Genomic DNA, 26,846 nt, shown 5'->3' with positions numbered 1-26,846 from the left:
CACACTTTCGGGAGACATGCTTTAATCCGGCGCTTGGGCTGGACTCTGCCGCCGGATGCGACAAAAGTGCCTGAAAACCATTCCGGGCGACGCATTGCGGTCTTAAAAGGCCTGTGCTAGACGGCAATCGACTTTCGGCCGGGGATAGCGGAAGCCGACCTCCGTGCTTGGAAAATTTGCAGTAAGGTCAAAGATTTAGCCAGAGTTTTCGCTCGCGCCAACAATCTGCGGCCTGTCAGACAAGAGAAAAGACGGTCCGTGGCCCAATCGTCATCGCCAATCTCAACTGTCGCAGAGCGCTATGCAGGCTCGTTGTTCGAGTTGGCGCTGCAGGACAATGCGGTCGCCAAGGTCGAGGCCGACCTCAACGCCTTCGAGGCGATGCTGAACGACAGCGCCGACCTTTCCCGGCTAATCAACAGCCCGGTGTTCTCCAGCGAGGATCAGGCCAAGGCCATCGCGGCGATCGCCGACAAGGCCAACATCACCGGTCTCACCGGCAATTTCCTGCGCGTCGTCGCCAGGAACCGCCGGCTGTTTGCCGTGCCCGGCATGATCAGGGCGTTCCGTCGCATCGCCGCCGATCATCGCGGCGAGACTTCGGCCGAGGTTACCTCGGCGCATGAACTGACGGCTGCCCAGGAAACCGAGCTCAAGACGACGCTGAAGGGCATTGCCGGCAAGGACGTGGCTATCGCCGTCACCGTCGACCCAACGCTGCTCGGCGGACTGATCGTCAAGATGGGCTCGCGCCAGATCGACACGTCGCTCAAAACCAAACTCAATTCGCTCAAGCTTGCACTGAAAGAGGTCGGCTGATGGACATCCGCGCCGCGGAAATTTCCGCAATTCTGAAAGACCAGATCAAGAATTTCGGCAAGGAGGCCGAGGTCTCCGAAGTCGGCCAGGTGCTGTCGGTCGGTGACGGCATCGCCCGCGTCTACGGCCTCGACAATGTCCAGGCCGGCGAGATGGTCGAGTTCCCCGGCGGCATCCGCGGCATGGCGCTGAACCTCGAAGCCGACAATGTCGGCGTCGTCATCTTCGGCAACGACCGCGACATCAAGGAAGGCGACACCGTCAAGCGCACCGGCGCCATCGTCGACGTTCCGGTCGGTCCCGGCCTGCTCGGCCGCGTCGTCGACGCGCTCGGCAACCCGATCGACGGCAAGGGCCCGATCAAGGCGACCGAACGCAAGCGCGTCGACGTCAAGGCGCCCGGCATCATTCCGCGCAAGTCGGTCAACGAGCCGATGTCGACCGGCCTCAAGGCCATCGACGCGCTGATCCCGGTCGGCCGCGGCCAGCGCGAGCTGGTCATCGGCGACCGCCAGACCGGCAAGACCGCCATCATCCTCGACACGATGCTGAACCAGAAGGCGGTGCACGACAACGGCCCGGAGACGGAAAAGCTCTACTGCGTCTACGTCGCCGTCGGCCAGAAGCGCTCGACCGTCGCGCAGTTCGTGAAGGTCTTGGAAGAGCGCGGCGCGCTCGATTATTCGATCATCGTCGCCGCCACCGCTTCCGATCCGGCGCCGATGCAGTTCCTGGCGCCGTTCGCCGGCTGCACAATGGGCGAATATTTCCGCGACAATGGCATGCATGCGCTGATCAGCTATGACGATCTGTCGAAGCAGGCCGTCGCCTATCGCCAGATGTCGCTGCTGCTGCGCCGCCCGCCGGGCCGCGAAGCCTATCCGGGCGACGTCTTCTACCTGCACTCGCGCCTGCTGGAGCGCGCCGCCAAGCTCAACGACGACAACGGCAACGGCTCGCTGACGGCGCTGCCGATCATCGAGACGCAGGCCAACGACGTGTCGGCCTATATCCCGACCAACGTGATTTCGATCACCGACGGCCAGATCTTCCTCGAAACCAACCTGTTCTTCCAGGGCATCCGCCCGGCGGTGAATGTCGGTCTATCGGTGTCGCGCGTCGGCTCGTCGGCGCAGATCAAGGCGATGAAGCAGGTCGCAGGCTCGATCAAGGGCGAGCTCGCGCAGTACCGCGAAATGGCGGCCTTCGCACAGTTCGGCTCCGACCTCGACGCCGCCACGCAGCGCCTGCTCAACCGCGGCTCGCGCCTGACGGAACTTTTGAAGCAGCCGCAGTTTTCGCCGCTCAAGACCGAGGAGCAGGTCGCGGTGATCTTCGCCGGCGTCAACGGCTATCTCGACAAGCTGCAACTCAACCAGGTCAGCAAGTTCGAGCATGGCCTGCTCAGCCACATGCGCTCGGCCGGCAAGGATGTGCTCGACGGCATCCGCAAGGAAAAGGCGCTTTCGGACGATCTGCGCGGCAAGCTGAAGGCCGAGATCGACGCCTTCGCCAAGACCTTCGCTTGAGACAAAGCCGGACGGACGGGATCAGGTTTGAAGCATGCCTTCATTAAAAGACCTTCGTAACCGTATCGCCTCGGTCAAGGCGACGCAGAAGATCACCAAGGCGATGCAGATGGTCGCCGCGGCGAAGCTGCGGCGCGCGCAGGAAGCGGCGGAAGCGGCTAGACCCTATTCCGAGCGCATGGGCGCGGTGCTGGCCAACATCACCCAGGCGGTCGGCGGCGGCGGCGATGCGCCGGCGCTGATGACCGGCACCGGCAGGGACGACGTGCATTTGCTCATCGTCTGCACCGCCGAGCGCGGCTTGTGCGGCGGCTTCAATTCGCAGATCGCGCGGCTTGCCCGCGAGCACATCCGCAGGCTTCTGGCCGACGGCAAGCAGGTCAAGATCATCTGCGTCGGCAAGAAGGGTTTCGACATCCTGCGCCGCGACTATGCCTCGATGATCCTCGAGCGCGTCGATCTGCGCGAGGTCAAAACGCTGGGCTTCGTCAATGCCGATGCGATCGCGCGCAAGGTCATCCACCTGTTCAACCAGGGCGGCTTCGACGTCTGCACGCTGTTCTACTCGAAGTTCAAGTCGGTGATCAGCCAGATCCCGACCGCGCAGCAGATCGTTCCCGCGGGCGAGGCTTCCGCCACCGCCGAGACGGGCAACGGCGCTGTCGCCGTCTACGAATACGAGCCGGAGCCGGGCGAGATACTCTCCGAGCTCATTCCGCGCAACATCGCCGTGCAAATCTTCCGCGCGCTGCTCGAGAACGCAGCCGGCGAGATGGGCGCCAAGATGAGCGCCATGGACAATGCGACGCGCAACGCCGGCGACATGATCAACAAGCTGTCGATCACCTACAACCGCCAGCGGCAGGCGCAGATCACCAAGGAATTGATCGAAATCATTTCGGGCGCCGAGGCGCTCTAGGCGGTTTGCGGGGCCGTCCCCGAGCAGACCGCGTGAGCAACAGATAGACGAGAAGGGCAAAGACGATGGCGAAAGCAGCTACCCCGAAGACCGCCGCCAAGGCGGCAGCGGCCCCCAAGGCCGCGGCAACGGCTCCGGAAGCAGCCGCGAAGGCCGCTCCGGCCAAGAAGGCGGCCGCCCCGGCCAAGGCAGCAGCGCCGGCCAAGCCGGCCGCGGCGAGGTCGGTGAGCGTTGCGACGAAGCGGGTCGGCGCCGCCGGCAAGGTCCGCCAGGTCATCGGCGCCGTCGTCGACGTGCAGTTCGAAGACCATCTGCCGGCGATCCTGAACGCGCTCGAAACCACCAATGTCGGCAACCGCCTGGTGCTCGAGGTTGCCCAGCACCTCGGCGAAAAAACCGTGCGCTGCATCGCCATGGACTCCACCGAAGGCCTGGTCCGTGGTCAGGAGGTCTTCGACACCGGCTCACCGATCTCGGTGCCGGTCGGTCCGGGCCTGCTCGGCCGCATCATCAACGTCATCGGCGAGCCGGTCGACGAGGCCGGCGCGGTCGACGGCGTCGAAATACGCGCCATCCACCAGCCGGCTCCGGCCTATGTCGACCAGTCTACGGAAGCGCAGATCCTGGTCACCGGCATCAAGGTTCTCGACCTGCTCGCCCCTTACGCCCGCGGCGGCAAGATCGGCCTGTTCGGCGGCGCCGGCGTCGGCAAGACGGTGCTGATCCAGGAACTGATCAACAATGTCGCCAAGGCGCATGGCGGCTTCTCGGTGTTCGCCGGCGTCGGCGAGCGCACCCGCGAAGGCAACGACCTCTATCACGAGTTCATCGAATCGGGCGTCAACAAGAAGGGCGGCGGCCAGGGCTCCAAGGCAGCGCTCGTCTACGGCCAGATGAACGAGCCGCCGGGCGCGCGCGCCCGCGTCGGCCTGACCGGCCTGACGGTCGCCGAATATTTCCGCGACCAGGGCCAGGACGTGCTGTTCTTCGTCGACAACATCTTCCGCTTCACGCAGGCGGGCTCGGAAGTGTCGGCGCTGCTCGGCCGTATTCCTTCCGCCGTGGGCTACCAGCCGACCCTGGCCACCGATATGGGCGCGCTGCAGGAGCGCATCACCACGACCACCAAGGGCTCGATCACCTCGGTGCAGGCGATCTACGTGCCGGCCGACGATCTGACCGACCCGGCGCCGGCGACCTCGTTCGCCCACCTCGACGCCACCACGGTGCTCAACCGCGCAATCTCGGAAAAGGGCATTTACCCGGCCGTCGATCCGCTCGACTCGACCTCGCGCATGCTCGACCCGATGGTCGTCGGCGAGGAGCACTACCAGGTTGCCCGCCAGGTACAGTCGATCCTGCAGCGCTATAAGTCGCTGCAGGACATCATCGCCATCCTGGGCATGGACGAATTGTCGGAAGAGGACAAGCAGACCGTTGCCCGGGCGCGCAAGATCGAGCGCTTCCTGTCGCAGCCGTTCTTCGTCGCCGAAGTGTTCACCGGCTCGCCGGGCAAGCTGGTCGACCTTGCCGACACCATCAAGGGCTTCAAGGGCCTCTGCGCCGGCGACTACGACCACCTGCCGGAAGCCGCCTTCTATATGGTCGGCGGCATCGAGGAAGCGGTCGAGAAGGCGCAGCGCCTGGCGGCTGAAGCGGCGTAAAGAAGCGAATAGGGAGTAGTGAATAGTGAGTAGTGATTAGCGGTGTGATCCAGGCGTTTGCCGCCTTTCACTACTGACTACTCACTATTCCCTACTCACTAGATTGACATGGCTGAAGCGTTCAAATTCGAACTGGTTGCGCCGGAGCGGCTGCTTGTTTCCGAGCAGGTCGAGTCGGTCGTCATTCCGGGCGCCGAGGGCGAGATGACCGTCATGGCGCAGCACGCGCCGGTGATGACCACGATCAAGCCCGGCGTTGTTACCGTGAACACCGCGGGCGGCAAGCAGGAGCGCTTCGTCGTGTTCGGCGGCTTCGCCGATATCCTGCCTTCGGGCTGCACGCTGCTTGCCGAATCGGCGGTGCACGTCAACGACATCGACCGGGCTGATCTCACCCGCCGTATCCAGGAAGCCAGGGAAGACGCCGCCGACGCCAAGGACGACGAGAGCCGCAGTCGGGCGGAACAGTTCCTTAGCCAGCTCACCACGCTGGAAGGCGCGCTGCTGCCGGCTTGAGAGCAGCAGGTCATCGGCATAGTCAGCCTGCCGGTGGTTTCAAATCTCATCGAACTTTGTTACTCTCGGAGAGAGAAAAAACTCCGGGGGGTGTTTTTGTGCTTGGGCTAGACCTCAAAACTTGGCTGGGCTTCGCATTCGTTGGTGCCTTGGTATCGACCGTCGGGTCAATTCTCGGGATCGTCCTAAAAGAATACTTTTTTCGAGATCGTTCGAGCTGTGGAAGCAAGATCGAGCTCTTGAACAAATATACCAGAAATACCGTGATCCACTTAAGTTATCCGCACGAGAGCTAGCTTACCGTTTGTTAGAGATTTGTGATACTTATCCCACGGTATTTCTATCTGGCCGAGTTTTTCAGTCGCGGCCATTGAGACAAGAAAGAAACAGCAATCAAGATCCCAACTACAAGCGCCACAAACTCGTCAGCAGTTTGTACCGTTTTTCTGCCTTTCTAGGGTGGCTCGAGCTATATCGGCAAGAGCTTACCTTCTATCAGCCATCGGAGAATCCGCATACCGCTGAGATAGATAAAGCCTTGTCCGATATAAGAGCAGATTTTGCTGACGGCCACATAAACTTGGCCGACGATTGGGATAGCTGGCGTGACACCCTTATCTTCCGAGAAGAACTGCGCGCTATCGGAGAATCAATGATTGAAAGCAAAGGAGCGACTAGGTCGATTATTGGGTACGGGCGTTTTGTCGACCTAATAAATAGTGATGGCATAAGTTCGACTAAGTCATGGTCGCAAGTTGTTATCAATTTTCTGCTCGACCTGGAGGACGGCAATAAGGATTTTAGGAAGGTCAGATTACAGCGGATTCTCCTTCACGTTCTTGATTTCATTGAGCTTATCGACGAGCGGGGTCTCGACGAAAGACTGGCAGGTGCTCGCAAGAGATGGGGCTCAACAGAGGCTTCGTTCGCAGACTTCGGGCCCGAACCAGTGCCAGCTTTGGCTTAGGATTTCTCGCCTCCCATGCCGAGCGCGGCCAGCGCAAGCGCTGGGCCGCCCTGCCGCAGATGGGCGAGATGGGTGGCCACGAACTCGATCAGCGTCTGGCGCTCGGAATGACCCTTGGCGAAGCCGGCGAGGTCGAATACTGCGGCAACCATTTCTTCAGTCGGCAGGTTACGGCTTAAAAGCGCCGCCAATGCTGAATCAAGCGGGTCGGTGAAGTGGCTCTCGGGTAAGCTGATGCCGCGCGCTGCGCAGGCGGCGATCCAGGCGGCGACCACCAGTGCCAGATGTTCTGGCAGCAGTCCGGTTTCAAGTCTTGCAAGGGCGGAAGCGATGATGCGCTGCGGCAGTTTCTGGCTGCCGTCGTTGCCGATCTGCGCTGTGCGGTGGGCAAGGGCCGTGTTGGAAAAGCGCCTGGCGAGCTCGGCCGTGTAAGGGATTGGGTCGAGCCCGGCATCCTGCGGCAAGGTCGGGATGGCCTCGGCCCACAGCCAGTCGACAAACTGCCGGATCGCCGGGTCGGCAAAGGCGCGGTCGACTGTGGCGTGGCCGCTGAGAAGGCCGAGATAGGCGATGGCGGAATGCGCACCGTTGAGCAGCCTGAGCTTCATGTCCTCGAACGGCCGCACGTCCTCGACCATGGTGACGCCGAATTTCTCCCAGGCCGGGCGGCCCGCCGGAAAACGATCCTCGATCACCCATTGGCAGAACGGCTCGGTCATCACCGGCCAGGCGTCCTCGACGCCGATCTCGCCGGCGATACGCTCTCGATCGGCATCGGTGGTGGCCGGCACGATGCGGTCGACCATGCTCGACGGAAAAGCGACTTCGCCGGCAATGTGGCTGGCGAGCGAGCCATCGCCTGACGCGGCTAGCCGGCCATCGCGCAATTCCGCAAAGGCGAGCAGCAGCCCATGCAGCGTGGCGCCGTTGGCCGGCAAATTGTCGCAACAAAGCACGGTGAAGGGCGGCGTGCCGGCGGCGCGACGGCGCGCGAGCGCCTCGGCGAGGAAGCCATGCGCTGTCTTCGGCGATCCGGGGTTCGACAGGTCGTGTACGATATCGGGATGCGCTTCGTCGAGACTGCCGTCGGCCGCTCTCAAGTAGGCTTTCTCGGTAATGGTCAGAGTGACGATGCGGATGCGCGGGTCGGTCAGCGCGGCGAGCACCGCACCAGGACCTTCGGGCGCCACCAGCAGCGACAGGATCGAGCCGACGACCTGCAATTGCTCGCCGCCGCTGTCCCTGATTGCCAAGGTGTAAAGCCCGTCTTGCGGCGCCAGCGCGTCGCGCGTGTCCGGGCTGCGCAGCGAGACGCCGACGATGCCCCAATCCGTCGCGCCGTCCGCCAGACAGGCGTCGACATAGGCTGCCTGATGGGCGCGGTGAAAGGCGCCGACACCGAGATGGACGATGCCGGGCGTGACCGCGCCACGGTCGTAGCGCGGCACGGCAATTGCGGCCGGCAATGTCGCGGCCGCAGCGTTCGAAAGACGGCTCTTCATTGTTGCGCGAAGTCTCCGGATTGGACCACAATCAACTCCCGGCGGAAGGCAGCGAAGATGAGTTGTCAGCGGCATAACACCCGCTGGCGGCCCGCACAATGGCCGGCTGCCGATCGAAAGTCATCATACAACAAGCCGATTTTTGTATGTTGACATTATTTCCGGGCGACCATACCGGTTACGCCTTCCTGGAGGAGCGACATGGCCGCACTGACCGATCCGGACCTGCTGTTTGCGCCGGAAACGCGATCGGTGGCTCGAGCCCTCTATGCGGGAGTGAAAGACCTTCCCATCGTCAGCCCGCATGGTCATACCGACCCGCGCTGGTATGCGCTCGACGAGGCTTTCCCCGATCCGGCGCAATTGCTGATCGTGCCCGACCATTACATTTTCCGCATGCTGTTCAGCCAGGGCGTGCGGCTGGAAGAGCTCGGCGTGCCGACGCTAGACGGCACACCGGTCGAGACCGACGGCAGGACGATCTGGCGGCGCTTTGCCGAGCACTATCATCTGTTTCGCGGCACGCCGACCCGGCTCTGGCTCGACCATGTGCTGGAACATCTGTTCGGCATCGACGAGCCGCTGAGCGCCGGCACCGCGGACCGTCATTACGACACGATCGCCGCGCTGCTCGCACGCGACGACTATCGGCCGCGGGCGCTGTTCGAGCGCTTCAACATCGAGGTGATTGCAACGACCGAGGGCGCGCTCGACGATCTCAAATGGCACCGGATGATCCGCGACAGCAGCTGGAAAGGCCGCGTCGTCACCGCTTATCGGCCGGACGCCGTCGTCGATCCCGATTTCGAAGGTTTTGCCGCCAATCTCGACCGTCTCGGCGAAATCACCGGCCGCGATACCGGCACATGGGCCGGCTATCTCGATGCGCACCGCCAGCGGCGCGCCTACTTCAAGGAATTCGGCGCGACCTCGTCCGACCACGGCCATCCGACCGCCGAGACCGCCAACCTTTCCGACGCCGCGGCGGAAGAGTTGTTCAACCGCATCCGCCGCGGTTCGGACGACGAGCGCGAGCGGCGGCTGTTCCGCGCCCAGATGCTGACCGAAATGGCCAAGATGAGCCGCGACGACGGCCTGGTGCTGCAGATCCATCCCGGTTCATGGCGCAATCATTCGCCGGCTATTTTCCAGAGATTCGGCCGCGACAAGGGTTTCGATATCCCGACAAGGACCGATTATGCGGCGGCGCTGAAGCCGCTGCTCGATTGCGTCGGGCTGGAACGCGACCTCGCGATCATCCTGTTCACGCTCGACGAGACCAGTTATTCGCGCGAGCTGGCGCCGCTCGCCGGCGTCTATCCGGCGCTGAAGCTCGGCCCGGCCTGGTGGTTCCACGACAGCCCGGAAGGCATGCGCCGCTTCCGCGAGATGACCACAGAGACGGCCGGCTTCTACAACACCGTCGGCTTCAACGACGACACCCGCGCCTTTCCGTCGATTCCGGCGCGCCACGACGTCGCCCGCCGCGTCGACTGCGCCTTCCTGGCGCGGCTCGTCGCCGAGCATCGGCTGCGCGAGGAGGAGGCGCACGAGCTGGCGAGGGAGCTTGCCTACACGCTTGCCAAAAAGGCGTACCGGCTTTGAGCCGAGCGCCATGTTTTCTGCCGGAGGAAAGTCATGTTGCATTTTTCGAAATTGATCCACAGGTCGCGGTGTGGCTGATACCGCAATCGATCTCAGGGTCGAGCGAAGGCCCAAGCTTTCGGAAACCGTCGTTGCGACGATCCGCAAGCAGCTCCTGGCGGGCGAGATCCCGCCCGGCCGCAAGCTGCCGACCGAAGGCCAACTGACCGAAACCTTCGGCGTCAGCCGCACCGTCATCCGCGAAGCGCTGGCCAGGCTTGCCGCCGACGGGCTGGTCGAACCGAGACAAGGTGCCGGCGTCTTCGTCAGCGAGCATATCTCGACCACCTTCGGCGTGCTCACCGCCGAAATGGGAGCCAAGGATTCCATCGCGCTCAACGTGCTCGAGGTGCGCCTGGCGATCGAGATCGAATCGGCAGGCCTTGCCGCCCTCCGTCGCAACGCCGCGCAGGAGGCGGCGATCCAGGAGGCCTTCTTCGAGTTCGAACGTTTGCTGCTCGACGGCCAGCCGACCGGCCCGGCCGACCTTGCTTTCCACCGGGCGATCGCCAGCGCCACCAACAATCCCTTCTATGTCGAGATGCTCGACATGCTCGGCCGCCGCGCCATTCCCTGCGACGTGACCTCGCAGTGGTCGACTGAGCTCGTCCAGTCCGACGACTACCAGCGCGGCCTGCAGCGCGAGCACATGGTCATCCTCAATGCGATTTCGGCGGGCGATGCCGGCGCCGCGCGCGAGGCGATGCGCACGCATCTCACCAACAGCCAGCAGCGCTACCGCGAGCGGCTGCAGGCCAGGCAGGCCTACTACGCCCATTCGGTGACGGCCGCGCCGGCCGGGTGATCATGCGAGCGAGGTAAAGATGAGTCGCAAACACTTTGAATTTTCGTCGCGCTTCGCCATCGACCCGGTTGCCGCCGCGGCGATGGGAACCGACGAGCTGCGCCACAATTTCCACATCGAGGGGCTGTTCCATCCCGGCCTCGTCAGCCTGACCTATACGCATTACGACCGCATGATTGTCGGCGGCGCCATGCCGGTCGATTCCGTTCTGCACCTTGAAGCGATCAAGCCGACCGGCACCAAGGCGTTCCTCGACCGGCGCGAGCTGATCGTCGTCAACATCGGCGGCGCCGGCACGGTGACGGCGGACGGCCTGCCCCATGAAATGACGGCGCGCGACATGCTCTATCTCGGCATGGGTACGCAACTGGTATCGTTCGCGTCCGCAAGTCCGGATGAGCCGGCTAAGTTCTACCTGCTGAGCGCGCCGGCGCATCAAATCTATCCCAGCCAGCTGATCCGCATCGGCGACGCCAAGCGGCTCGATCTCGGCAGCCCGGCGACCAGCAACGAACGCTCGATCTTCCAGTTCATCCACGCCGATGGCGCAAAAACCTGCCAACTGGTCGTCGGCGTGACCCAGCTGGCGCCGGGATCGGTGTGGAACACCATGCCTTGCCATGTGCATGACCGGCGCATGGAGGTGTATCTTTATTTCGACCTGGCCGAGAGCGCGCGGGTCTTCCACTTCATGGGCGAGCCGGACGAGACGCGCCACATCGTCATGCGCAACGAGGAGGCGGTGCTGTCGCCCGGCTGGTCGATCCATTCGGGCGCAGGCACTTCGAATTATGCCTTCATCTGGGCCATGGCCGGCGACAATATCGACTATACCGATGTCGATACGGTGGCGATGGAAGACCTCAAATGAGCGACCTCTCAGCCTTCAGCCTCGCCGGCAAACGCGTCCTCGTCACCGGCGCCAACACCGGCATCGGCCAGGGCATCGCCGCGTCGGTCGCGCGTGCCGGCGGCGCCGTCATCGGCGTCGGTCGCTCGGCCATGGACGAGACCGCGGCCAGGATCGCCAAGTTGGGCGGGAGCTTCGAGGCGGTGGCCGCCGACCTCGCCGATCCTGCCGTGGCCGCCGCCATGCTCGACCGGATCTGGGACGAGAGCGGTCCGCTCGACGGCCTGGTCAACAATGCCGGCATCATCCGGCGCGCCGACGCGGTCGACCTCAGCGAAGCCGATTGGGACGATGTCATCGACATCAATCTGAAGACGGTCTTTCGCCTATGCCAGAATTTTGCCCGGCGCGTGCTGGCACAGCCCGGACGGCGCGGCAAGATCGTCAACATCGCCTCGCTGCTGAGTTTTCAAGGCGGCATCCGCGTCGCCTCTTATACCGCCTCGAAGCATGGCGTGCTCGGCATCACCCGGCTGCTCGCCTGCGAATGGGCGCACAGGGGCATCAACGTCAACGGCATTGCGCCGGGCTATATCGAGACCAACAACACCGAGGCGCTGCGCGGCGATCCAGATCGCAGCACCGCCATACTGGGGCGCATTCCGGCCGGGCGCTGGGGCCGGCCCGACGACATCGGCGATGCGGCGGTGTTCCTGCTCGCGCCGGCGTCGGACTATATGCATGGCGCGGTGGTTGCGGTGGATGGCGGCTGGCTGGCGCGCTGACGACCTAAAGCATGTCGCGTGAAAGAGGATTCACGCGACATGCTTTAGGTCTTTGATTTTAAGTATGTCTTTGTCCCGAAATCGCTACACCCTTTCGGAAGACATGCTTTAGGCAAAACGGAAAAACGCTCGATGACCGACGTGGCGTCAAGGCGCTGGAGGCCGGGCGGCTGGTCGACAGCTTTGCGCCGTGCCGTGCAGATTTCCTGGCCTGATATTCGATTCGAGGATATCGGAAACAAAAAGCCCGCGCCTTGGCAGGCACGGGCTTGTTGCCTAAGCCGCGGTACTCGAACATCGCCGCAGGACAACAACCGTGCCGCAATATGGTGAACATAGGTTTAACGAGACTGGGACTCGTCCGACATATCGGGCCAACGAGACGACAAGATCTTGCGGCCGTGGCAGGCCGCCGGAGCGGTTCATCGTTTCATGGAAACGGTGACCCGGCTCTGCCTCTTTGTTTTTGACGCAATTGCGGACGGAAAACCGTTTCACACTTTTCCTGGAATTTGCTCTAAAGCCTGTCGCGTGAAGAAGGATTCACGCGACAGCTTTAGGTCTGATTTTCAGCATGTCTTTGTCCCGAAACCGCTGCACACTTTCGGGACACATGCTCTAGCGGCTGGAGAAACGTCAAAAAAATGGAAGTTGTGCGAAAGTCAGAGGCGCTTGCGCGCGCGGCTGCCAGGCGGCCGATCAGGGAGGTCCGGCGCCTTGCGTTGGATGTGAAGCGGCTGTGGCGGCTTTGGATAAAGTCGGACACGGCGCGCTACCACAAGATATTCATTGCCGGCTGCGCGCGCAGCGGAACGACGCTGACCCAACGTCTGATGGGGTGTTTCGAAGACACTTTCGTCCATCGACAGGAAGCGAAATACGCGCAGTTGGACCTGCTGGACCGTCCCGAATCCAATCTTGTGGTCAAACGCACCGAACGGGGTCATGCACATCTGGAGAGACTTCCAGCCGCCGTCAGTCTGATCTATTGCATTCGCCATCCCTTCGACGTGCTCACCAGTTCGCATCCGCAGACCAGGGGCGAGCGCCGGTTCCATGTCACGCCCGAGCGCTGGCTGGCGGAGTATGATGCTTTGCTGCGCCTGAGGAAGGCACAGCCGAACCGTGCAATCGTCTATGTTCGCTACGAGGACACGATCGGCGCGCCGGATGCCGTGCAGGGGCGGATCGCGCGGGCGCTGGACCTCAAGTCGCGCATCCGCTTCAGCGAGGATCCCGGCAATCCGATGTGGGCGACCTCGCTGAAAAAATGGGAGCGCAACGAAGAATTCCAAGCCTATCTGCGCGGCCTGCCGCCGGCTTTTGTCGACCGGCTGCGGAGTTTCTGCGACGAGTTCGGCTACGATATGCCCGACTGGACCGGCGCATGACATGAGCGGGGAGCCGTTACAGGCGAGCGGGCTGCGGCAAACGAAGTCCGCGTGCTGCGGAGACCGGGTTTGAGAGGCGATGACGAACGCGTCAGGCTGATCGCGAAGCGGCACGGTCTGCTGATCGGCGCGGACATGCTGCCCGGCAAGGATGGCATCAACATAAACGGCCCTTCGCTGATCAGGGTGCCCGATTGGGTGACGGGCCGGCTCGGGAAATATTATCTCTATTTCGCGCATCACACCGGAACCTACATCCGGCTTGCGTATTCGGATGCGTTGGAGGGCCCGTGGCACATCCATCACGGCGGCGCGCTCTCGGTTGCCGATTGCCCGTTCCTCCAGGACCACGTCGCGTCTCCCGATGTGCATGTCGACGAGCAAAATCAGCGCATCGTCATGTATTTTCACGGCCCGACGCTGAATGACCGGGAACAGATGACCTTCGCCGCCACCTCGGTCGACGGGCTGAATTTCACGCCCCGCTCCGAGGCGCTCGGACCTTCCTATGCGCGCATCTTTCGCCATGACGGCTGGTGGTACGGGCTGTTCGGGGCCGGCAGCATAAAACTCAGTCGATCGGGCGACGGTCTTTCCGGATTCGACAAGGGGCCGATCGTGCTGCCCGGGTCGCGGCGCGCGAGGCCCAGGCATGTCGCGGTACAGAAAAACGAGCGTTCGCTCGTGGTCTACTACACGAACAAGGGCGACGCGCCGGAGCGAATATTCTATGGCAGGATCGATCTTTCGGGAGACTGGCAACGTTGGAGGGTGCGCGGCAGCACCGAGCTGCTGCGGCCCGGCACCGACTTCGAAGGCGCCGGCCTGCCTGTTCGCCGCAGCCGGAGCGGTACGGCAAAAGGCAGGGAGAACGCGTTGCGCGATCCGGCGATTTTCGAGGAGGACGGCCGCACTTGGCTGCTTTATGCCGTTGCCGGTGAAGGCGGCATAGCACTGGCCGAACTCTACCTTGGCGAGGCCGCCGGCACCACGCGCCTGCAAAGATCGGTCGCGGCGCTGCGGACCCTGGCCGGGCGACTGAGGTGGCCATGACCCCGGACATTACGGGAATCAAAGCGACGGCAGGCGCACCGGCGGGCGGGCCGGATCCAAAGCGTCGCGTCCTGAAGGACGTGTTCGGCTTCGACGATTTTCGTCCCGGCCAGGCCGCCGTGATGGAGGCGCTGCTTGAGGGACGTCACGTGCTGGCGGTGATGCCGACAGGCGCCGGCAAGTCGCTGTGTTACCAGGTCCCGGCGCTTGTGCTGGGCGGGCTCACCATCGTCGTCTCGCCGCTGGTGGCGCTGATGCAGGATCAGGTCGCGGCGTTGCGGCTGGCAGGCGTGCCCGCCGACACGATCAATTCCTCTTTCGACCGCGACACCAATGTCGCGGCATGGCGCCGCGTCGCGTCTGGCCAGACGCGCCTGCTCTATCTGGCGCCGGAGCGGCTGATGACCGAGCGCATGCTCGACGCGCTTGCCAGGCTCGACGTGCGCCTGATCGCCATCGACGAGGCGCATTGCATCTCGCAATGGGGCCCGGCGTTCCGGCGCGAATATGAGGACCTGTCGCGGCTGCGCGGCATCTTCCCGCAGGTGCCGATCATCGCGCTGACGGCAACGGCTGACGAGGCCACGCGCACCGACATAGAGGCGAGGCTGTTTGCCGGGCGCGCGAAAACCCTGGTGCTGGGCTTCGACCGGCCGAACATCAAGCTGGCAATCGAAACCAAGCAGGACAGCAAGCGCCAGCTGCTGCGCTTCGTCGAGCGCCATCCAGGCAAGAGCGGCATTGTCTACTGCCTGTCACGCCGGAAGACGGAGGAGATGGCCGCCTTCCTCGAGCGCAACGGCGTCACCGCGCTCGCCTACCATGCCGGCATGAGCAAGGAGGCACGTGAGGCCAATCAAAATAGCTTCATGACCCTGTCAGGCGTCGTCATGGTGGCGACCATCGCCTTCGGCATGGGCATCGACAAGCCCGACGTGGCTTATGTCTTCCACACCGATCTGCCGGGCAGCCTGGAGGCCTATTACCAGGAGATCGGCCGTGCCGGCCGCGACGGGCGCGCCGCGGAGGCCCATATGCTGTACGGCCTCGGCGACATCCGCACGCGCCGGATGTTCATCGACGACGAGGATGCCTCGCCGGAGCACAAAAGGCGCTCGCACGGCCGGCTGGACACGCTGATCGGCTATTGCGAGACGGCGCAGTGCCGCCGCCAGGTGCTGCTTGGCTATTTCGGCGAGGCGGCGGTGCCTTGCGGCAATTGCGACAATTGCCTCGAGCAGGCGCCGCGTGCGGATGGCAGCGTCGAGGCGCGCATCATCCTGGCGGCTGTCGCGCAGACCGGCGAGCGTTTCGGCGCCGCCCATGTCATCGACATATTGCTTGGCCATGAAACCGAAAAGGTGCTGGCGAGAGGCCACCAGAAACTCGCCAGTTTCGGGACGGGCATAGCGCACAGGAAAACTGTATGGCTGTCGCTGATCCGACAACTCGTCGCGGGCGGCTTTCTGATGCCGGATCCGGAAGGCCATGGCGGCCTTGGCATTTCCGAAACCGGCCGCGCGCTCGGGCGTGGCGAGGTTGCGTTCCACTATCGCGTCGAGGGCCGGGATCGTCTTGCGCGTGGCAGGAAGCGGGCTGCGGAGGCTTCCGCTTCGGGTGGCGAGGCGCTGGATGCCGGGTTGCTGGCCGCGCTCAAGGCGCTGCGTCTGCGGCTGGCGAAAGAGCGCCAGGTGCCGGCCTATGTCGTCTTCTCCGACCGCACGCTGATCGACATGGCCGAGCGCCGGCCGCGCGACCTCGACGCCTTCGCCGAAGTGAACGGCGTGGGCGCAGCGAAGCTCAAGGAGTTCGGGGAGATCTTCGTGAGCGCGATCGCGGCGCATGAGGCAAGTGGGTCGAACTGAGGAACGGCTTTTCCTTGACGCGTCACCCCGTCATTCCGGGTTTGCCAAGCAGCATTTCTTGAATTTCTTGCCGCTTCCACAAGGGCACGGATCGTTGCGCCCGATGTCGCGCCAAGGGTTGGTGGCCGGTATCACGCTGGAGAAGGCCAGGTCCAGCCGTGAGGCTTGCCCATCCTCGTCCTCGTCAAGATCGAAATCGTCGTCGCCAAAATCGAATCCGTCGTCATCATCAAGGCCGCGGGTCCAATCCAGCGCCACAAGGACATCCTCGATATAACTCAGACCGGCGCGATCGAACCGGCCAATGTCGCCGGGTTGCTGCTCGGCTTCCCGCAGGTCGCTTTCGAAATCACTGCGTTCAAGCGCATCTTCGGGGATACGGTCCTCATCCCAAGCGCTGTAGACAAGCGGAACGAGGTCTCGCAGGGCGAGCATAGCGATCGCCTCTAGCCAGCCGACCCAGGCGTAGTCCCAGTCGTCGGCCAACCTCTCCTTGTAAAATCGTTCTAGGAACTGCTGTGTCCGGTCGCGCTCGATGCGACCTTCCCAGGTCAAAAAGGTCACCGCGCCAAACGCCGCGTCGCGGATGAATTCGTCGGCGGAGCGGTCGGCGATGACGCCGAACAGCGGGCCGGCGTTGCCGTCGAACACGCCTACGATGATGCGCGACAAGGTTTCGGTTATGGTGTCGCCAAGCAGCCGGCCAGTTTCCTCGGTGGGACGGCGCAGCAGACGCAGCAAAGGTTGGCATGCCTGGGTGTCGCGGGCGCCGCCGAGGATATGCACGCCTCTGAAGAGCAGCAACTCTTCATCGTCCGACAAAGGTCGTCCGTTCGCGGCGCGTTCAAGTACCGCGCGCAGCGGAGGCGCGGATTCTTCTATCCTGATCGTACAGACCGCGATTGCAAGATCCGGCACCTGCCGTTCGGTTGCCACGGCATGGAGATAGCGGTCTATCGGATACAGCTCGAAGTCGCCGCTGTCGTCGGAAAACAGCTTTTCCAAATCTTCTTTTTTCATCACGTCCAGTCGCGTCGATGGAGCCCCGGCCCGGGGGTATGCTATCGATCCTTCAGCCACACACCAGTGTCAATCCTGAGAGCGACGATGAGCGAATACCAATACTATGAATTCCAGGCGGTCGATCGTCCCCTTAGCAACGCGGATCGCCAGGTGCTTCGCGGTCTGTCATCACGGGCGCGGATCACTACCACCAGCTTCACCAATTCCTACGATTGGGGCGATTTCCGCGGCGATCCGGACGAGCTCATGGATCGCTGGTTCGACCTTCACCTCTATCTGGCGAACTGGGGATCGCGCCGGTTGATGATGAGGTTGCCGGCCCGGCTGGTCGATCGGGACCGCCTCGGCGCCTTCCTCGGGGATACCGACTACGTCACGCTCAGGATCGCCGGCGAGAACATCATTTTGAGCGTCTGGCGCGACGATCTGGAACTGGAGGACTGGGGCGATGACGACGCGAGTTGGCTGCCGGCCCTGGCGCCGCTTCGGGCCGACCTGCTCGCGGGCGACCTCAGGCTGTCCTATCTGCTTTGGCTGATGGCTGTCGAAACCGGGGAGATCGAGCCCGGCGAGCCGGAGCCGATGCCGGGTATCGGGCCGCTGACCGGCGCGCTCGAAGCGTTTGCCGAGTTCTTCTGCATCCATCGCGATCTCGTCCAGGCAGCGGCTGAGCGAGGCGCGGCAACGGCTCCTGAAGAAGCGTTGCAGGAGATGGCCGGGCGGATGGTCGCGACGATGAGCGATGCCGAGAAAACCAGCCTGCTCATGCGGGTTTTCAATGGCGAACCGCATGTGTCCGCCGAGTTGCGGGCCATGGTCCGGGCACGTTTGGAACCCCAGACGGCGCCAGGCGCCGCACGCAGCTGCCGATCTGCAGGCCCGCGCCCATCAAATCCGCCTTGCGCGCGAGCGCGCCGAGGCGGAACTGGCGGAAGCGCAACGGCGACAACAAGCGGAGGCGGCCCAGAAGGCGCGAGAAATCCGGCTTGAAGCCATTCTCCGACGGGGCGAGAGTGTCTGGGGAGAGGTGGAGGCTGAAATCGGACGCCGCAATCCCGCCGGCTATGACAAGGCGGCGGCGCTTCTTTCCGACCTTTTGGGGTTCGCCGAAAAACATGGCACGGTCGAGGAATTTCGCCTCCGGTTTCAATCAATCCGGGAGCGTCACGCCGGCAAGGGACGCTTCATCGAACGTCTGGAGGCGCTGGGATAGGTTTTCGAGGAGGTCCTCCTTCGGAGCGCATCCTGCTTCTTGTAGAGAACCACCAAATCCTGCGGAGCTCGAAGAGCGAAGCAGGATGGCGGGTCACGACCGACGATGATGAGCACCATGTCTAGGCTATGGCTCTGTAATCGAGATCAGTCCGCGAGCCCCATGACGAAAGCAAGGGCGATGTTGAGACGCCCGATATCGGCGTCGGCCAGGTGCCCAACCAATTGTCCGATCCGTTCCCGCCGGACCGTAACGGGCTTGTCGACCATGATCTGCGAACGGATGCGCAGACCATTCTTTTCACTCGGTTCGATCATGATGCGAAAATCCGGAGCGTCGACGACGTCGGATGTCATCTGGCAAACCACGACCGATGGATAGTTTTCGGGAAAGGCGTCGGTCTGCACAATGACGGCCGGTCGCGGCTTTCCGTAATCGCCAGCCGCCGCGACGATCACAACGTCGCCGCGTTTCATCGTCCCTTTGGATCGGGTTCGTCGAATTCCGAAACGGCTTCGATCCAACTCAGGGCTTCGTCTTCGTGGCGCCGGTCAAGACGGCTTGCTTGGGCGGCAACGCGCTTTCGGACAGACGCCAATCGCGGATCAGGCACGACCAGGCGCAATTCCCGCAGCCCTCGCCCGCGCCGCCGCTCGCGCATCATTCTCATCCGCTCGGCGGTTGCAGTCACTTCGGTCTCCCATGTAGCGCCAACAGTGTCACTGTAACGCGTTACGTGTCTTGCGGCAATCCCTTCCATGACAAGGACACCATGGTCACCGCCTGCGGCCGCATCTGCATGATGAGGAAGAAGATCAACGTCTTGACCGTGCTCGCCGGTCAGAGGCTCGGAATCAAGGAAGTCGACGACGGCATTTGGCTCGTCAGCTTCATGCATTATGATCTGGGATATGTCGACCTGGAGCAGAGGACCTTGCAGACCATCGACAATCCGTTCGGCACGAGATTGTCACCCATGTCTTAGGTACGAACTGTTACCTATGTCTCCGGGCCGTACAAATTGAGCGATGGCGGAGAGGGAGGGATTCGAACCCCCGATACCCTTGCGAGTATGCCGCATTTCGAGTGCGGTGCATTCGACCACTCTGCCACCTCTCCGCGAGGTCATGGTCAGCCCGTTGCCGGCGCGGCGCACTAGATAACGGCTGGGCGGACAGGTTACAAGGCCCCATTCGCCCGATTTCCGGCTTCTTGGAAAAGCCGTGTCAATTCGGTCGCCTGACCCTCGCCGGCACCGCGGCTGCCGACATCTCGAACCGCCTCGTTGTCGGTGCGCCAACAATGGTCCCGGCAACGGGCCGCTTGCCTTGACTTTGGCCCAGCCTTCGGTTAGGGACAGCCCGCATTCGGCGTGGAGGGGTCTTCCGCGCCGCTTGTTTTTTGAACCCGCAGACTGACAAAAAGACGGCCGAACCGCCTCAGGCGGCTCATCAAGGCCGACCGAACAGCGAAAGGCAAAAAATGTTCGCAGTCATCAAAACGGGCGGCAAGCAGTATCGCGTCGCCGCCAACGATCTCTTGAAGATCGAAAAAGTCGAAGCCCAGGTCGGCGATATCGTCGAGATCGGCACCGTGCTGGCGCATGGCGAGGGCGAGAACGTCACCTTCGGCGCGCCGTTCGTCGATGGCGCCCTGGTTACGGCGGAAGTCGTCGAACAAGGAAAGAACCGCACCGTCATTGCTTTCAAGAAGCGCCGCCGGCAGAATTCGCGCCGCAAGATCGGCCACCGCCAGCTTTTGACCACCGTGCGGATCTCCGAGATCCTGCTGGGCGGCGCCAAGCCGGCGAAGAAGGCCGCCGCCAAGCCGGAAGCCAGGGCCGAGGCTCCTGCAAAGGCTGAAGTCGCCGCCGAGGCGAAGGCCGAGGCTGCGCCGAAGGAGGCCAAGGCCAAGAAGGAAGCCAAGGCAGAGGCCGCTCCGCAGGAAGAGGCGAAGGCAGAAACGGCCGCCGCGCCGCTGTTCAAGGCGCCGAAGGGCGAGCCGGATGACCTGACCGTAATCAAGGGCATCGGCCCGGTCGCGGCCAAGGACCTCGCCGAGCAGGGCATCGTCACCTTCGCGCAGCTTGCCAAGCTCACCGACAAGGACGTCGCCAAGATCGACGAGCATATGCCGTTCAGCGCCGACCAGATCAAGGATTGGCGCGAGCAGGCCAAGGAACTGGCGAAGAAGAAGTAGGCGCATCGGCGACAAACGTCGCCGGTACGGGCTTGAAACGGAACGCGAACGCGTTCATAAGACCATTCAAACGCCCTTGCGGCGTATCGGAGTTAGTTAGATGGCACACAAGAAAGCTGGCGGCTCGTCGCGCAACGGTCGCGACTCGCATTCCAAGCGTCTGGGCGTGAAGAAGTTCGGCGGCGAAGCCGTGCTTGCCGGCAACATCATCATCCGCCAACGCGGCACTACCTGGCACCCGGGCACCAACGTTGGCATGGGCACGGACCACACCCTTTTTGCGCTTGAAGCCGGCGCAGTCACCTTCAACAAAAAAGCCAACGGCCGAACCTACGTATCGGTGAACCCGATTACCAAAGCAGCGGAGTAGCCGGTTCCGCACCATAACACCGGCACCCATCTCGGGAACCGGTCTGGCCAGGCCAGGAAAAGGATCAGGAGAGATGGGTTTTCCATCTCTCCTTTTTCATTTTTCCTATGCCCTGGAGGACTAAAATGGTTGCCGAAGCGGAAGACACAGAAAGCGAAAGTTACGCGATAGACTGCCCGGTGCTCGCCACCGAGCGGCTGGTCATGCGCCCCCCGCGCGAGAGCGATATCGCACAGCTGGTCGAGCTTGCCGACAACCGTCACGTCGCCGAAATGCTGGCCCGTATGCCGCATCCCTATGGCGAAGCCGAGGCGCGAGCCTTCCTCGCCATGGCGGGGTCGCGGCGCGCCGGCATCGTCTTCGCACTTACCTTGGCCGGCACCGGCACCTTCGTCGGCTGCGCGGGGCTCAACACCACCGAGCGCGGGCTGGAGCTCGGCTACTGGATCGGCGAGCCCTATTGGAAGCGCGGCTACGCCACCGAGGCGGCGCACGCGCTGGTCGACCTCGCCTTCCAGAAGACCTCGATCCAGGTGCTGCATGCCTCGACCAGGGTGATCAATCCGGCCTCGCGCCGCGTCATCCACAAATGCGGCTTCCAGTATGCCGGCCAGGGCATGCTGAACTCGATCGTCGCCGGCCAGGTGCCGGTCGAGCGCTACCGGCTGGACCGCAAAACCTGGACGAGCCTCAGGAACTGGATTCATTTTTGACGGCTGCTTCGGAAGGCTGACGAAGCGCCCCCTCACCCGGATTGCCAGCCGAATTGCGAAGGGCAATTCGGGGCAATCCGACCTCTCCCCGAGGGGAGAGGAGTTAGAGACACCCGCGCGCACCTCTTCTCCCCTCGGGGAGAAGGTGGGCGCGCAGCGGCCGGATGAGGGGGTCTCCCTGCGCGGGGTTGAGTTTATCCAAGCTCGACCCAGACCGGCAGGTGATCCGAGCCGGCGGCCTGCCGGTCGACCCACAGGCGCTTCAGCGATCCGGCAAGCGAGGCGCTGGTGAAAACATAGTCGATGCATTTGTGGCGGCTGGCATCGTCGGGTCGATCGGGATCGACCCAGGTGACGAGTTCGGAAACGGCCAATCGCTGGGCGGCATCGACGGCAAGGTCGGCGGTGAGCGGCATGCCGAACTCGTGGTCCGGCCGGCCGGCAAGTTCGACATATTCGGGTGACCCCGGCAGCATGTTGAAGTCGCCCATGACAACGAAGGCTTCCGGGTAGGGCAGGTCCGGCAGGCCGATCTCGGGAATGCCGGAAAGGCCGCCGCCTTCCAGCGCGTAGTTCAACAGGCGCTGGCGCAGGAAACGGATCTGGCCCTGGCGCTCGACCGGGCTGCGATGGTCGAGATGGGTGGAGTAGAAACGGATGAAGCCGAGCGGCGTCTCGATCAGCGCTTCCAGCGCGCCGCGCTGGAAGTTCATGGCTTCCAGGCTGCGGCTGCGCGGCAAAAGCAGGTTGCGCGACAGATGAATGGGCGTCCTCGACAGCACCATGTTGCCGAGTTGAAAGGTCCTGGTGACGGCGCGGCCTTCATCGAGGCGCGAGCCGACATTGACCTCGAAATTGCTGCCATAGGCGGCGAAATAATCGGGCAGCGCCTCGCCGATCTCGGCCACCATATCGCGGTCGCCATTGCGCGGATTGTTGCGGGTGACCTCCTGCAGGGCGATCACGTCGGCGCCGCGCACCGTGTCGGCGATGCGGCGGACATCGTAGCGCCCGTCCAGCCCGATGCCGTACTGGATGTTATAGGTGACGAACTTCATTCCCCGACTCCAAATGCTCGCACGGGCTCGCGAAACCGGAAACCGATCGTCGCGCGGGGTCATTCGCGGGGTGGAAGTGCTACAGCCTCCGCAGCGCGCGCAAAAGCGCGTACCAATGCTTTCGTCACAAAACAGCCTCGCCCTTGGCCCCGCCTTGGTTTAGAGCAATCGCGCGAAGCCATCAGCAGAAACTTGAAAATCCGATGAAATTTCTCGATCAAGCCAAGGTCTATATCCGCTCCGGCGACGGCGGCGCCGGTTCGACATCGTTCCGGCGCGAGAAGTTCATCGAATTCGGCGGCCCTGACGGCGGCGACGGCGGCCGCGGCGGCGATGTCTGGGTGGAAGCCGTGGACGGGCTGAACACGCTGATCGACTATCGCTACCAGCAGCATTTCAAGGCCAAGACAGGCATGCACGGCATGGGCCGCAACATGACCGGCGCCAAGGGCGCCGACGTGACGCTGAAGGTGCCGGCCGGCACCCAGGTCTTTGCCGAGGACAACGAGACGCTGATCTGCGACCTGACCGTGGTCGGCCAGCGTTTTCTGCTCGCCAAGGGCGGCAATGGCGGCTTCGGCAACCAGCATTTCAAGACCTCGACCAACCAGGCGCCGCGCCGCGCCAATCCCGGCCTGCCGGGCGAGGAGCTCATCGTCTGGCTGAGGCTGAAGCTGATCGCCGATGCCGGCCTGGTCGGGCTGCCCAATGCCGGCAAGTCGACCTTCCTCGCCGCTGTCACCGCCGCCAAGCCGAAGATCGCCGACTATCCGTTCACGACGCTCTATCCAGGGCTCGGCGTCGCCCGCATCGACGGCCGCGAATTCGTTCTCGCCGACATTCCCGGGCTGATCGAAGGCGCGCATGAAGGTGTAGGCATCGGCGACCGCTTCCTTGGCCATGTCGAGCGCACGCGCGTGCTGCTGCACCTGGTCTCGGCGCAGGAGGAAAACCCTGGCAAGGCCTACAAGACCGTGCGTGCCGAGCTCGAAGCCTATGGCAATGGCCTTGAGGAGAAGGTCGAGATCGTGGCGCTTTCGCAGGTCGACATTCTCGATGCCGAGCAGCGCAAGAAGAAGACGGCCTCGCTGAAACGCGCCGCCGGGCGCGCGCCGATGCTTTTGTCGGCCGTCACCGGCGAAGGCGTCGAGGCGGTGCTGCGGGCGCTGATGGCGGTGGTGGCCGAAGCGCGCGACGCCGTTCCCGCGCCCGTCGACACGCGCTGGCAATGACCATGCAGTCGCTGACGAAATACCGGCGCATCACCGTCAAGATCGGCTCGGCGTTGCTGGTCGATCGCGCGAGCGGGCTGAAGCGCGACTGGCTGAGCTCGCTCGCCGGCGATATCGCGGTGCTGGCCAATGCCGGCGCGGAGGTGCTGGTCGTGTCCTCGGGCGCCATCGCGCTTGGCCGCACCATCCTCGGCCTCGGCAAAAGGGCATTGAAATTGGAGGAAAGCCAGGCCGCCGCCGCCGTCGGCCAGATTGCGCTGGCCGGCGCCTGGTCGGATGCGCTCGGCAAGGACGGGCTGAAATCGGGCCAGATCCTGCTCACGCTGAGCGATACCGAGGAGCGCCGCCGTTACCTCAATGCGCGCGCCACGATCTCGACGCTGCTCAAGATGAAGGCGGTGCCGGTCATCAACGAGAACGATACGGTGGCGACCTCCGAAATCCGCTATGGCGACAATGACCGGCTGGCGGCACGGGTGGCGACCATGATGGGCGCCGACCTGCTGGTGCTGCTGTCCGACATCGATGGGCTCTATACGGCGCCGCCGGCCAAGGATCCGCAAGCAAAATTCATCCCGGTGGTCGAGCGCATAACGCCCGACATCGAGGCGATGGCGGGCGCCGCCGCATCTGAGTTGTCGCGCGGCGGCATGCGGACAAAACTCGATGCCGGCAAGATCGCGACCGCCGCCGGCACCGCGATGATCATCACCGCCGGTACGCGGCTGTCGCCGCTGATGGCGATCGAGCGTGGCGAACGCGCCACCTTCTTCCGGCCGAGCGCCAATCCGGTGAAAGGCTACAAGACCTGGATCGCCGGACAGCTCGAACCGGCCGGGCGGCTGACCGTCGACGCCGGCGCCGTCGGCGCGCTGAAATCCGGCAAGTCGCTGTTGCCGGCCGGCGTAAAACTGGTCAGCGGCAATTTCTCGCGCGGCGATACCGTGGCGATCCTGTCGCCCGAGGGCCGCGAGATCGCGCGCGGGCTGGTTGCCTACGATGCCGCCGATGCCGTAAGGATCGCGGGTCTGAAGACGGCCGAAATCGAGACGGTGCTCGGCTACGAGGCGCGTTCGGCGATGATCCATCGCGACGACCTTGTGGTAAACCTTGCCGGCGACCAGATATTGGCCGACGACTAGAGCAATTCCAGGAAAAGTGTGAAGCGGTTTTCCGTTCGGAATTGCGTAAAACAAAGACGTAGAGCGGTTCGGCGTTTCCTGAACGCAGAAACGCTCTGGAGCGGAGGATGACCATGCTGAAGCTGCATGAAAAATCCGGCGAAGACACGGTGGCGCTGATGGCCGATATCGGTCGCCGCGCCCGCGCTGCCGCCCGACCGCTGGCCGTCGCTTCGACCAAAGCCAAGAACGACGCGTTGATCGGCATGGCCGACGTCATCCTGCGCAACGAGCAGAAAATCCTCGATGCTAACGCCATCGACGTCTCTAACGGCGAAGAGGCGGGACTGTCCGCGTCGTTCATGGACCGGCTGAAACTCAATCCGGCGAGAATCCGCGCTATGGCCGACGGCATGAGCGAGATCGCCGCGCTCAAGGATCCGGTCGGCGACATCATCGCCGCTTGGGACCGGCCGAATGGGCTCCACATTGAGCGCGTTCGCACGCCGCTCGGCGTCATCGGCGTTATCTATGAGAGCCGGCCGAATGTGACGGCCGATGCCGGCGCGCTTTGCCTGAAGGCGGGCAATCCGGTGATCCTGCGCGGCGGTTCGGACTCGCTCAATTCCTCGGCCGCGGTCCATGCCTGCATGGTCGAAGGGCTGAAGGCCGCCGGCCTGCCGCAGGAAGCCATCCAGCTGGTGCCGACCGCCGACCGCGCCGCCGTCGGCGAGATGTTGAAAGGTCTCGGCGGCAATCTCGACGTCATCATACCGCGCGGCGGAAAAAGCCTGGTCGGGCGCGTGCAGAGCGAGGCGCGGGTGCCGGTCTTTGCCCATCTGGAAGGCATCTGCCATCTCTATGTCGACCGCTCGGCCAAGCTCGACATGGCGGTGGCGATCGCCGTCAATGCCAAGATGCGGCGCACCGGCGTGTGCGGCGCGGCCGAGACGCTGCTGGTCGACCGCGCCGTGGCTGGAACACATCTGGTGCCGATTCTCGAAGCGCTCAAGCGCGCCGGCTGCGAGATCCATGCCGACGCCGACGTGATCAAGGCCTTTGCCGATGCCAGCCCGGCGACCGATGCCGACTGGGTGACGGAGTACCTCGATGCCATCATCGCGGTGAAGCTGGTCGACGGCGTCGCCGGTGCGATCGAACACATCGAGACCTTCTCCTCCCATCACACCGAGGCGATCATCGCCGAGGACGCCAAGGCAGTCGAAAAATTCTTCAACGAGATCGATTCAGCGATCCTGCTGCACAACGCCTCGACGCAGTTCGCCGATGGCGGCGAGTTCGGCATGGGCGCCGAGATCGGTATCGCCACCGGCAAGATGCATGCGCGCGGGCCGGTCGGCGTCGAGCAGCTGACCTCGTTCAAATACCGCGTGCGCGGGTCGGGACAGGTGAGGCCGTGACGTTTATTGCTGCTAGAGCGTGAAGCGTTGCGCCCAGGCCCCCCTCTCTGTCCTGCCGGACATCTCCCCCTCAAGGGGGGAGATCAGCTGTCGCAGCCCCCTTCGCTAACCACCAGCGTCGGAAGATGGCTGCCTTCGCCGAAACTGCTAATCTCCCCCCTTGAGGGAGAGATGGCCGGCAGGCCAG

25 protein-coding genes, 1 tRNA gene and 2 pseudogenes are annotated in these 26,846 nt (G+C 63.5%); 23 read left to right on the top strand and 5 right to left on the bottom strand.

Annotated features, from left to right (window positions below):
* Positions 1-258: 258 nt before the first annotated feature.
* The 6 genes from FJ974_RS05135 (at position 259) to FJ974_RS05110 (ending at position 6,414) form a co-directional block, all read left to right on the top strand.
* Complete coding sequence (locus tag FJ974_RS05135; protein WP_140538033.1) at positions 259-819, top strand: F0F1 ATP synthase subunit delta; 561 nt, start codon at positions 259-261, stop codon at positions 817-819.
* Positions 819-2,348, top strand: coding sequence for a F0F1 ATP synthase subunit alpha (gene atpA / locus FJ974_RS05130; protein ID WP_140538035.1), 1,530 nt, complete (start codon positions 819-821; stop codon positions 2,346-2,348). The genes FJ974_RS05135 and atpA overlap by 1 nt, the downstream gene beginning before the upstream one ends.
* Before the next feature lie 34 nt (positions 2,349-2,382).
* The gene (locus FJ974_RS05125) at positions 2,383-3,267 is read left to right on the top strand and encodes a F0F1 ATP synthase subunit gamma (RefSeq protein ID WP_140538036.1); all 885 of its coding nucleotides are present in this window, start codon (positions 2,383-2,385) and stop codon (positions 3,265-3,267) included.
* A gap of 65 nt (positions 3,268-3,332) precedes the next feature.
* On the top strand, positions 3,333-4,931 hold the full coding sequence (gene atpD, locus FJ974_RS05120; RefSeq protein WP_181177274.1) for a F0F1 ATP synthase subunit beta: 1,599 nt from the start codon (positions 3,333-3,335) through the stop codon (positions 4,929-4,931).
* Positions 4,932-5,039: 108 nt separating this feature from the next.
* Positions 5,040-5,447: a F0F1 ATP synthase subunit epsilon gene (locus FJ974_RS05115; protein WP_140538038.1), complete on the top strand. Its 408-nt coding sequence runs from the start codon at positions 5,040-5,042 to the stop codon at positions 5,445-5,447.
* A 121-nt stretch (positions 5,448-5,568) separates the two neighbouring features.
* Positions 5,569-6,414 (top strand): hypothetical protein, encoded by an 846-nt coding sequence (locus tag FJ974_RS05110; RefSeq protein ID WP_140538039.1) that lies wholly within the window; start codon positions 5,569-5,571, stop codon positions 6,412-6,414.
* On the opposite strand, the gene FJ974_RS05105 is transcribed toward FJ974_RS05110, so the two are convergent.
* Positions 6,411-7,916: a mannitol dehydrogenase family protein gene (locus tag FJ974_RS05105; protein WP_140538041.1), complete on the bottom strand. Its 1,506-nt coding sequence runs from the start codon at positions 7,914-7,916 to the stop codon at positions 6,411-6,413. The genes FJ974_RS05110 and FJ974_RS05105 overlap by 4 nt on opposite strands.
* Positions 7,917-8,117: 201 nt before the next feature.
* Here FJ974_RS05105 and uxaC point away from each other — a divergent pair, with 201 nt between their 5' ends.
* The 8 genes and pseudogenes from uxaC (at position 8,118) to recQ (ending at position 16,309) form a co-directional block, all read left to right on the top strand.
* Positions 8,118-9,521, top strand: a complete 1,404-nt coding sequence (gene uxaC / locus FJ974_RS05100) for a glucuronate isomerase (RefSeq protein ID WP_140538042.1) — start codon at positions 8,118-8,120, stop codon at positions 9,519-9,521.
* Between the two features lie 70 nt (positions 9,522-9,591).
* Positions 9,592-10,365 (top strand): FadR/GntR family transcriptional regulator, encoded by a 774-nt coding sequence (locus FJ974_RS05095; RefSeq protein ID WP_140538044.1) that lies wholly within the window; start codon positions 9,592-9,594, stop codon positions 10,363-10,365.
* A 19-nt stretch (positions 10,366-10,384) separates the two neighbouring features.
* Positions 10,385-11,236 carry a 5-dehydro-4-deoxy-D-glucuronate isomerase gene (gene kduI, locus FJ974_RS05090; RefSeq protein ID WP_140538045.1) on the top strand — a complete coding sequence of 284 codons (852 nt, stop codon included), beginning with the start codon at positions 10,385-10,387 and terminating at the stop codon, positions 11,234-11,236.
* On the top strand, positions 11,233-12,000 hold the full coding sequence (kduD, locus tag FJ974_RS05085; RefSeq protein WP_140538047.1) for a 2-dehydro-3-deoxy-D-gluconate 5-dehydrogenase KduD: 768 nt from the start codon (positions 11,233-11,235) through the stop codon (positions 11,998-12,000). The genes kduI and kduD overlap by 4 nt, the downstream gene beginning before the upstream one ends.
* A gap of 143 nt (positions 12,001-12,143) precedes the next feature.
* Positions 12,144-12,215, top strand: a pseudogene (locus FJ974_RS05080) (cupin); the annotation flags it as partial.
* A 429-nt stretch (positions 12,216-12,644) separates the two neighbouring features.
* Positions 12,645-13,391: a sulfotransferase domain-containing protein gene (locus FJ974_RS05075; RefSeq protein WP_140538048.1), complete on the top strand. Its 747-nt coding sequence runs from the start codon at positions 12,645-12,647 to the stop codon at positions 13,389-13,391.
* 69 nt (positions 13,392-13,460) lie between these two features.
* On the top strand, positions 13,461-14,444 hold the full coding sequence (locus tag FJ974_RS05070; protein WP_140538050.1) for a hypothetical protein: 984 nt from the start codon (positions 13,461-13,463) through the stop codon (positions 14,442-14,444).
* Positions 14,441-16,309, top strand: coding sequence for a DNA helicase RecQ (recQ, locus tag FJ974_RS05065; protein WP_140538051.1), 1,869 nt, complete (start codon positions 14,441-14,443; stop codon positions 16,307-16,309). Before FJ974_RS05070 ends, recQ begins: the two co-directional genes overlap by 4 nt.
* A gap of 30 nt (positions 16,310-16,339) precedes the next feature.
* Here recQ and FJ974_RS05060 read toward each other — a convergent pair whose 3' ends face one another.
* A complete protein-coding gene (locus FJ974_RS05060) occupies positions 16,340-17,329 on the bottom strand; it encodes a DUF1186 domain-containing protein (RefSeq protein WP_181177275.1) in 990 nt (329 codons plus the stop codon).
* Between FJ974_RS05060 and FJ974_RS05055 the strand changes: the two genes are divergently transcribed.
* Entirely contained in the window at positions 17,249-18,322 is a 1,074-nt protein-coding gene (locus FJ974_RS05055; RefSeq protein WP_226891488.1) for a hypothetical protein, read from the top strand. The two genes, FJ974_RS05060 and FJ974_RS05055, sit on opposite strands and share 81 nt — an antisense overlap.
* A gap of 37 nt (positions 18,323-18,359) precedes the next feature.
* Entirely contained in the window at positions 18,360-18,545 is a 186-nt protein-coding gene (locus tag FJ974_RS05050) for a hypothetical protein (RefSeq protein ID WP_226891486.1), read from the top strand.
* A 146-nt stretch (positions 18,546-18,691) separates the two neighbouring features.
* Here FJ974_RS05050 and FJ974_RS05045 read toward each other — a convergent pair whose 3' ends face one another.
* Positions 18,692-19,021 carry a type II toxin-antitoxin system PemK/MazF family toxin gene (locus FJ974_RS05045; RefSeq protein WP_140538053.1) on the bottom strand — a complete coding sequence of 110 codons (330 nt, stop codon included), beginning with the start codon at positions 19,019-19,021 and terminating at the stop codon, positions 18,692-18,694.
* A gap of 218 nt (positions 19,022-19,239) precedes the next feature.
* On the opposite strand from FJ974_RS05045, the pseudogene FJ974_RS05035 reads away from it, so the two are divergent.
* Positions 19,240-19,530 (top strand): annotated as a pseudogene (locus FJ974_RS05035) (IS481 family transposase); the annotation flags it as partial.
* A 44-nt stretch (positions 19,531-19,574) separates the two neighbouring features.
* On the opposite strand, the gene FJ974_RS05030 reads toward FJ974_RS05035, so the two are convergent.
* Positions 19,575-19,664 (bottom strand) — tRNA-Ser (locus FJ974_RS05030).
* A 363-nt stretch (positions 19,665-20,027) separates the two neighbouring features.
* On the opposite strand from FJ974_RS05030, the gene rplU reads away from it, so the two are divergent.
* The 3 genes from rplU (at position 20,028) to FJ974_RS05015 (ending at position 21,827) form a co-directional block, all read left to right on the top strand.
* Positions 20,028-20,744 carry a 50S ribosomal protein L21 gene (rplU, locus tag FJ974_RS05025; RefSeq protein ID WP_140538056.1) on the top strand — a complete coding sequence of 239 codons (717 nt, stop codon included), beginning with the start codon at positions 20,028-20,030 and terminating at the stop codon, positions 20,742-20,744.
* 100 nt (positions 20,745-20,844) lie between these two features.
* The gene (gene rpmA, locus FJ974_RS05020; RefSeq protein ID WP_140538058.1) at positions 20,845-21,114 is read left to right on the top strand and encodes a 50S ribosomal protein L27; all 270 of its coding nucleotides are present in this window, start codon (positions 20,845-20,847) and stop codon (positions 21,112-21,114) included.
* A gap of 125 nt (positions 21,115-21,239) precedes the next feature.
* Positions 21,240-21,827, top strand: a complete 588-nt coding sequence (locus FJ974_RS05015) for a GNAT family N-acetyltransferase (RefSeq protein WP_140538059.1) — start codon at positions 21,240-21,242, stop codon at positions 21,825-21,827.
* Positions 21,828-22,021: 194 nt separating this feature from the next.
* On the opposite strand, the gene FJ974_RS05010 is transcribed toward FJ974_RS05015, so the two are convergent.
* On the bottom strand, positions 22,022-22,885 hold the full coding sequence (locus FJ974_RS05010; protein WP_140538061.1) for an endonuclease/exonuclease/phosphatase family protein: 864 nt from the start codon (positions 22,883-22,885) through the stop codon (positions 22,022-22,024).
* A gap of 203 nt (positions 22,886-23,088) precedes the next feature.
* Between FJ974_RS05010 and obgE the strand changes: the two genes are divergently transcribed.
* The 3 genes from obgE to FJ974_RS04995 all read left to right on the top strand — a co-directional run bounded on the left by obgE (position 23,089) and on the right by FJ974_RS04995 (position 26,659).
* Positions 23,089-24,117: a GTPase ObgE gene (obgE, locus tag FJ974_RS05005; protein WP_140538063.1), complete on the top strand. Its 1,029-nt coding sequence runs from the start codon at positions 23,089-23,091 to the stop codon at positions 24,115-24,117.
* A gap of 2 nt (positions 24,118-24,119) precedes the next feature.
* Positions 24,120-25,259 (top strand): glutamate 5-kinase, encoded by a 1,140-nt coding sequence (gene proB / locus FJ974_RS05000; RefSeq protein WP_140538065.1) that lies wholly within the window; start codon positions 24,120-24,122, stop codon positions 25,257-25,259.
* A 113-nt stretch (positions 25,260-25,372) separates the two neighbouring features.
* On the top strand, positions 25,373-26,659 hold the full coding sequence (locus FJ974_RS04995; protein ID WP_140538128.1) for a glutamate-5-semialdehyde dehydrogenase: 1,287 nt from the start codon (positions 25,373-25,375) through the stop codon (positions 26,657-26,659).
* The last annotated feature ends 187 nt before the right edge of the window (positions 26,660-26,846 follow it).

Origin of the sequence: Mesorhizobium sp. B1-1-8, from assembly GCF_006442795.2 — a bacterium.
Lineage (GTDB): Bacteria > Pseudomonadota > Alphaproteobacteria > Rhizobiales > Rhizobiaceae > Mesorhizobium.
This window is presented reverse-complemented; position numbering and strand designations above follow the sequence as displayed.

What these genes read in the sequence shown, in the direction of transcription:
- atpA (WP_140538035.1), top strand. Translation starts at nt 819, where the DNA reads ATGGACATCCGCGCCGCGGAAATTTCCGCAATTCTGAAAGACCAGATC.
- FJ974_RS05125 (WP_140538036.1), top strand. Translation starts at nt 2,383, where the DNA reads ATGCCTTCATTAAAAGACCTTCGTAACCGTATCGCCTCGGTCAAGGCG.
- atpD (WP_181177274.1), top strand. Translation starts at nt 3,333, where the DNA reads ATGGCGAAAGCAGCTACCCCGAAGACCGCCGCCAAGGCGGCAGCGGCC.
- FJ974_RS05115 (WP_140538038.1), top strand. Translation starts at nt 5,040, where the DNA reads ATGGCTGAAGCGTTCAAATTCGAACTGGTTGCGCCGGAGCGGCTGCTT.
- FJ974_RS05105 (WP_140538041.1), bottom strand. Translation starts at nt 7,916, where the DNA reads ATGAAGAGCCGTCTTTCGAACGCTGCGGCCGCGACATTGCCGGCCGCA.
- uxaC (WP_140538042.1), top strand. Translation starts at nt 8,118, where the DNA reads ATGGCCGCACTGACCGATCCGGACCTGCTGTTTGCGCCGGAAACGCGA.
- kduI (WP_140538045.1), top strand. Translation starts at nt 10,385, where the DNA reads ATGAGTCGCAAACACTTTGAATTTTCGTCGCGCTTCGCCATCGACCCG.
- kduD (WP_140538047.1), top strand. Translation starts at nt 11,233, where the DNA reads ATGAGCGACCTCTCAGCCTTCAGCCTCGCCGGCAAACGCGTCCTCGTC.
- FJ974_RS05075 (WP_140538048.1), top strand. Translation starts at nt 12,645, where the DNA reads ATGGAAGTTGTGCGAAAGTCAGAGGCGCTTGCGCGCGCGGCTGCCAGG.
- recQ (WP_140538051.1), top strand. Translation starts at nt 14,441, where the DNA reads ATGACCCCGGACATTACGGGAATCAAAGCGACGGCAGGCGCACCGGCG.
- FJ974_RS05055 (WP_226891488.1), top strand. Translation starts at nt 17,249, where the DNA reads ATGGAGATAGCGGTCTATCGGATACAGCTCGAAGTCGCCGCTGTCGTC.
- FJ974_RS05060 (WP_181177275.1), bottom strand. Translation starts at nt 17,329, where the DNA reads ATGAAAAAAGAAGATTTGGAAAAGCTGTTTTCCGACGACAGCGGCGAC.
- FJ974_RS05045 (WP_140538053.1), bottom strand. Translation starts at nt 19,021, where the DNA reads ATGAAACGCGGCGACGTTGTGATCGTCGCGGCGGCTGGCGATTACGGA.
- rplU (WP_140538056.1), top strand. Translation starts at nt 20,028, where the DNA reads ATGTTCGCAGTCATCAAAACGGGCGGCAAGCAGTATCGCGTCGCCGCC.
- rpmA (WP_140538058.1), top strand. Translation starts at nt 20,845, where the DNA reads ATGGCACACAAGAAAGCTGGCGGCTCGTCGCGCAACGGTCGCGACTCG.
- FJ974_RS05015 (WP_140538059.1), top strand. Translation starts at nt 21,240, where the DNA reads ATGGTTGCCGAAGCGGAAGACACAGAAAGCGAAAGTTACGCGATAGAC.
- FJ974_RS05010 (WP_140538061.1), bottom strand. Translation starts at nt 22,885, where the DNA reads ATGAAGTTCGTCACCTATAACATCCAGTACGGCATCGGGCTGGACGGG.
- obgE (WP_140538063.1), top strand. Translation starts at nt 23,089, where the DNA reads ATGAAATTTCTCGATCAAGCCAAGGTCTATATCCGCTCCGGCGACGGC.
- proB (WP_140538065.1), top strand. Translation starts at nt 24,120, where the DNA reads ATGCAGTCGCTGACGAAATACCGGCGCATCACCGTCAAGATCGGCTCG.
- FJ974_RS04995 (WP_140538128.1), top strand. Translation starts at nt 25,373, where the DNA reads ATGCTGAAGCTGCATGAAAAATCCGGCGAAGACACGGTGGCGCTGATG.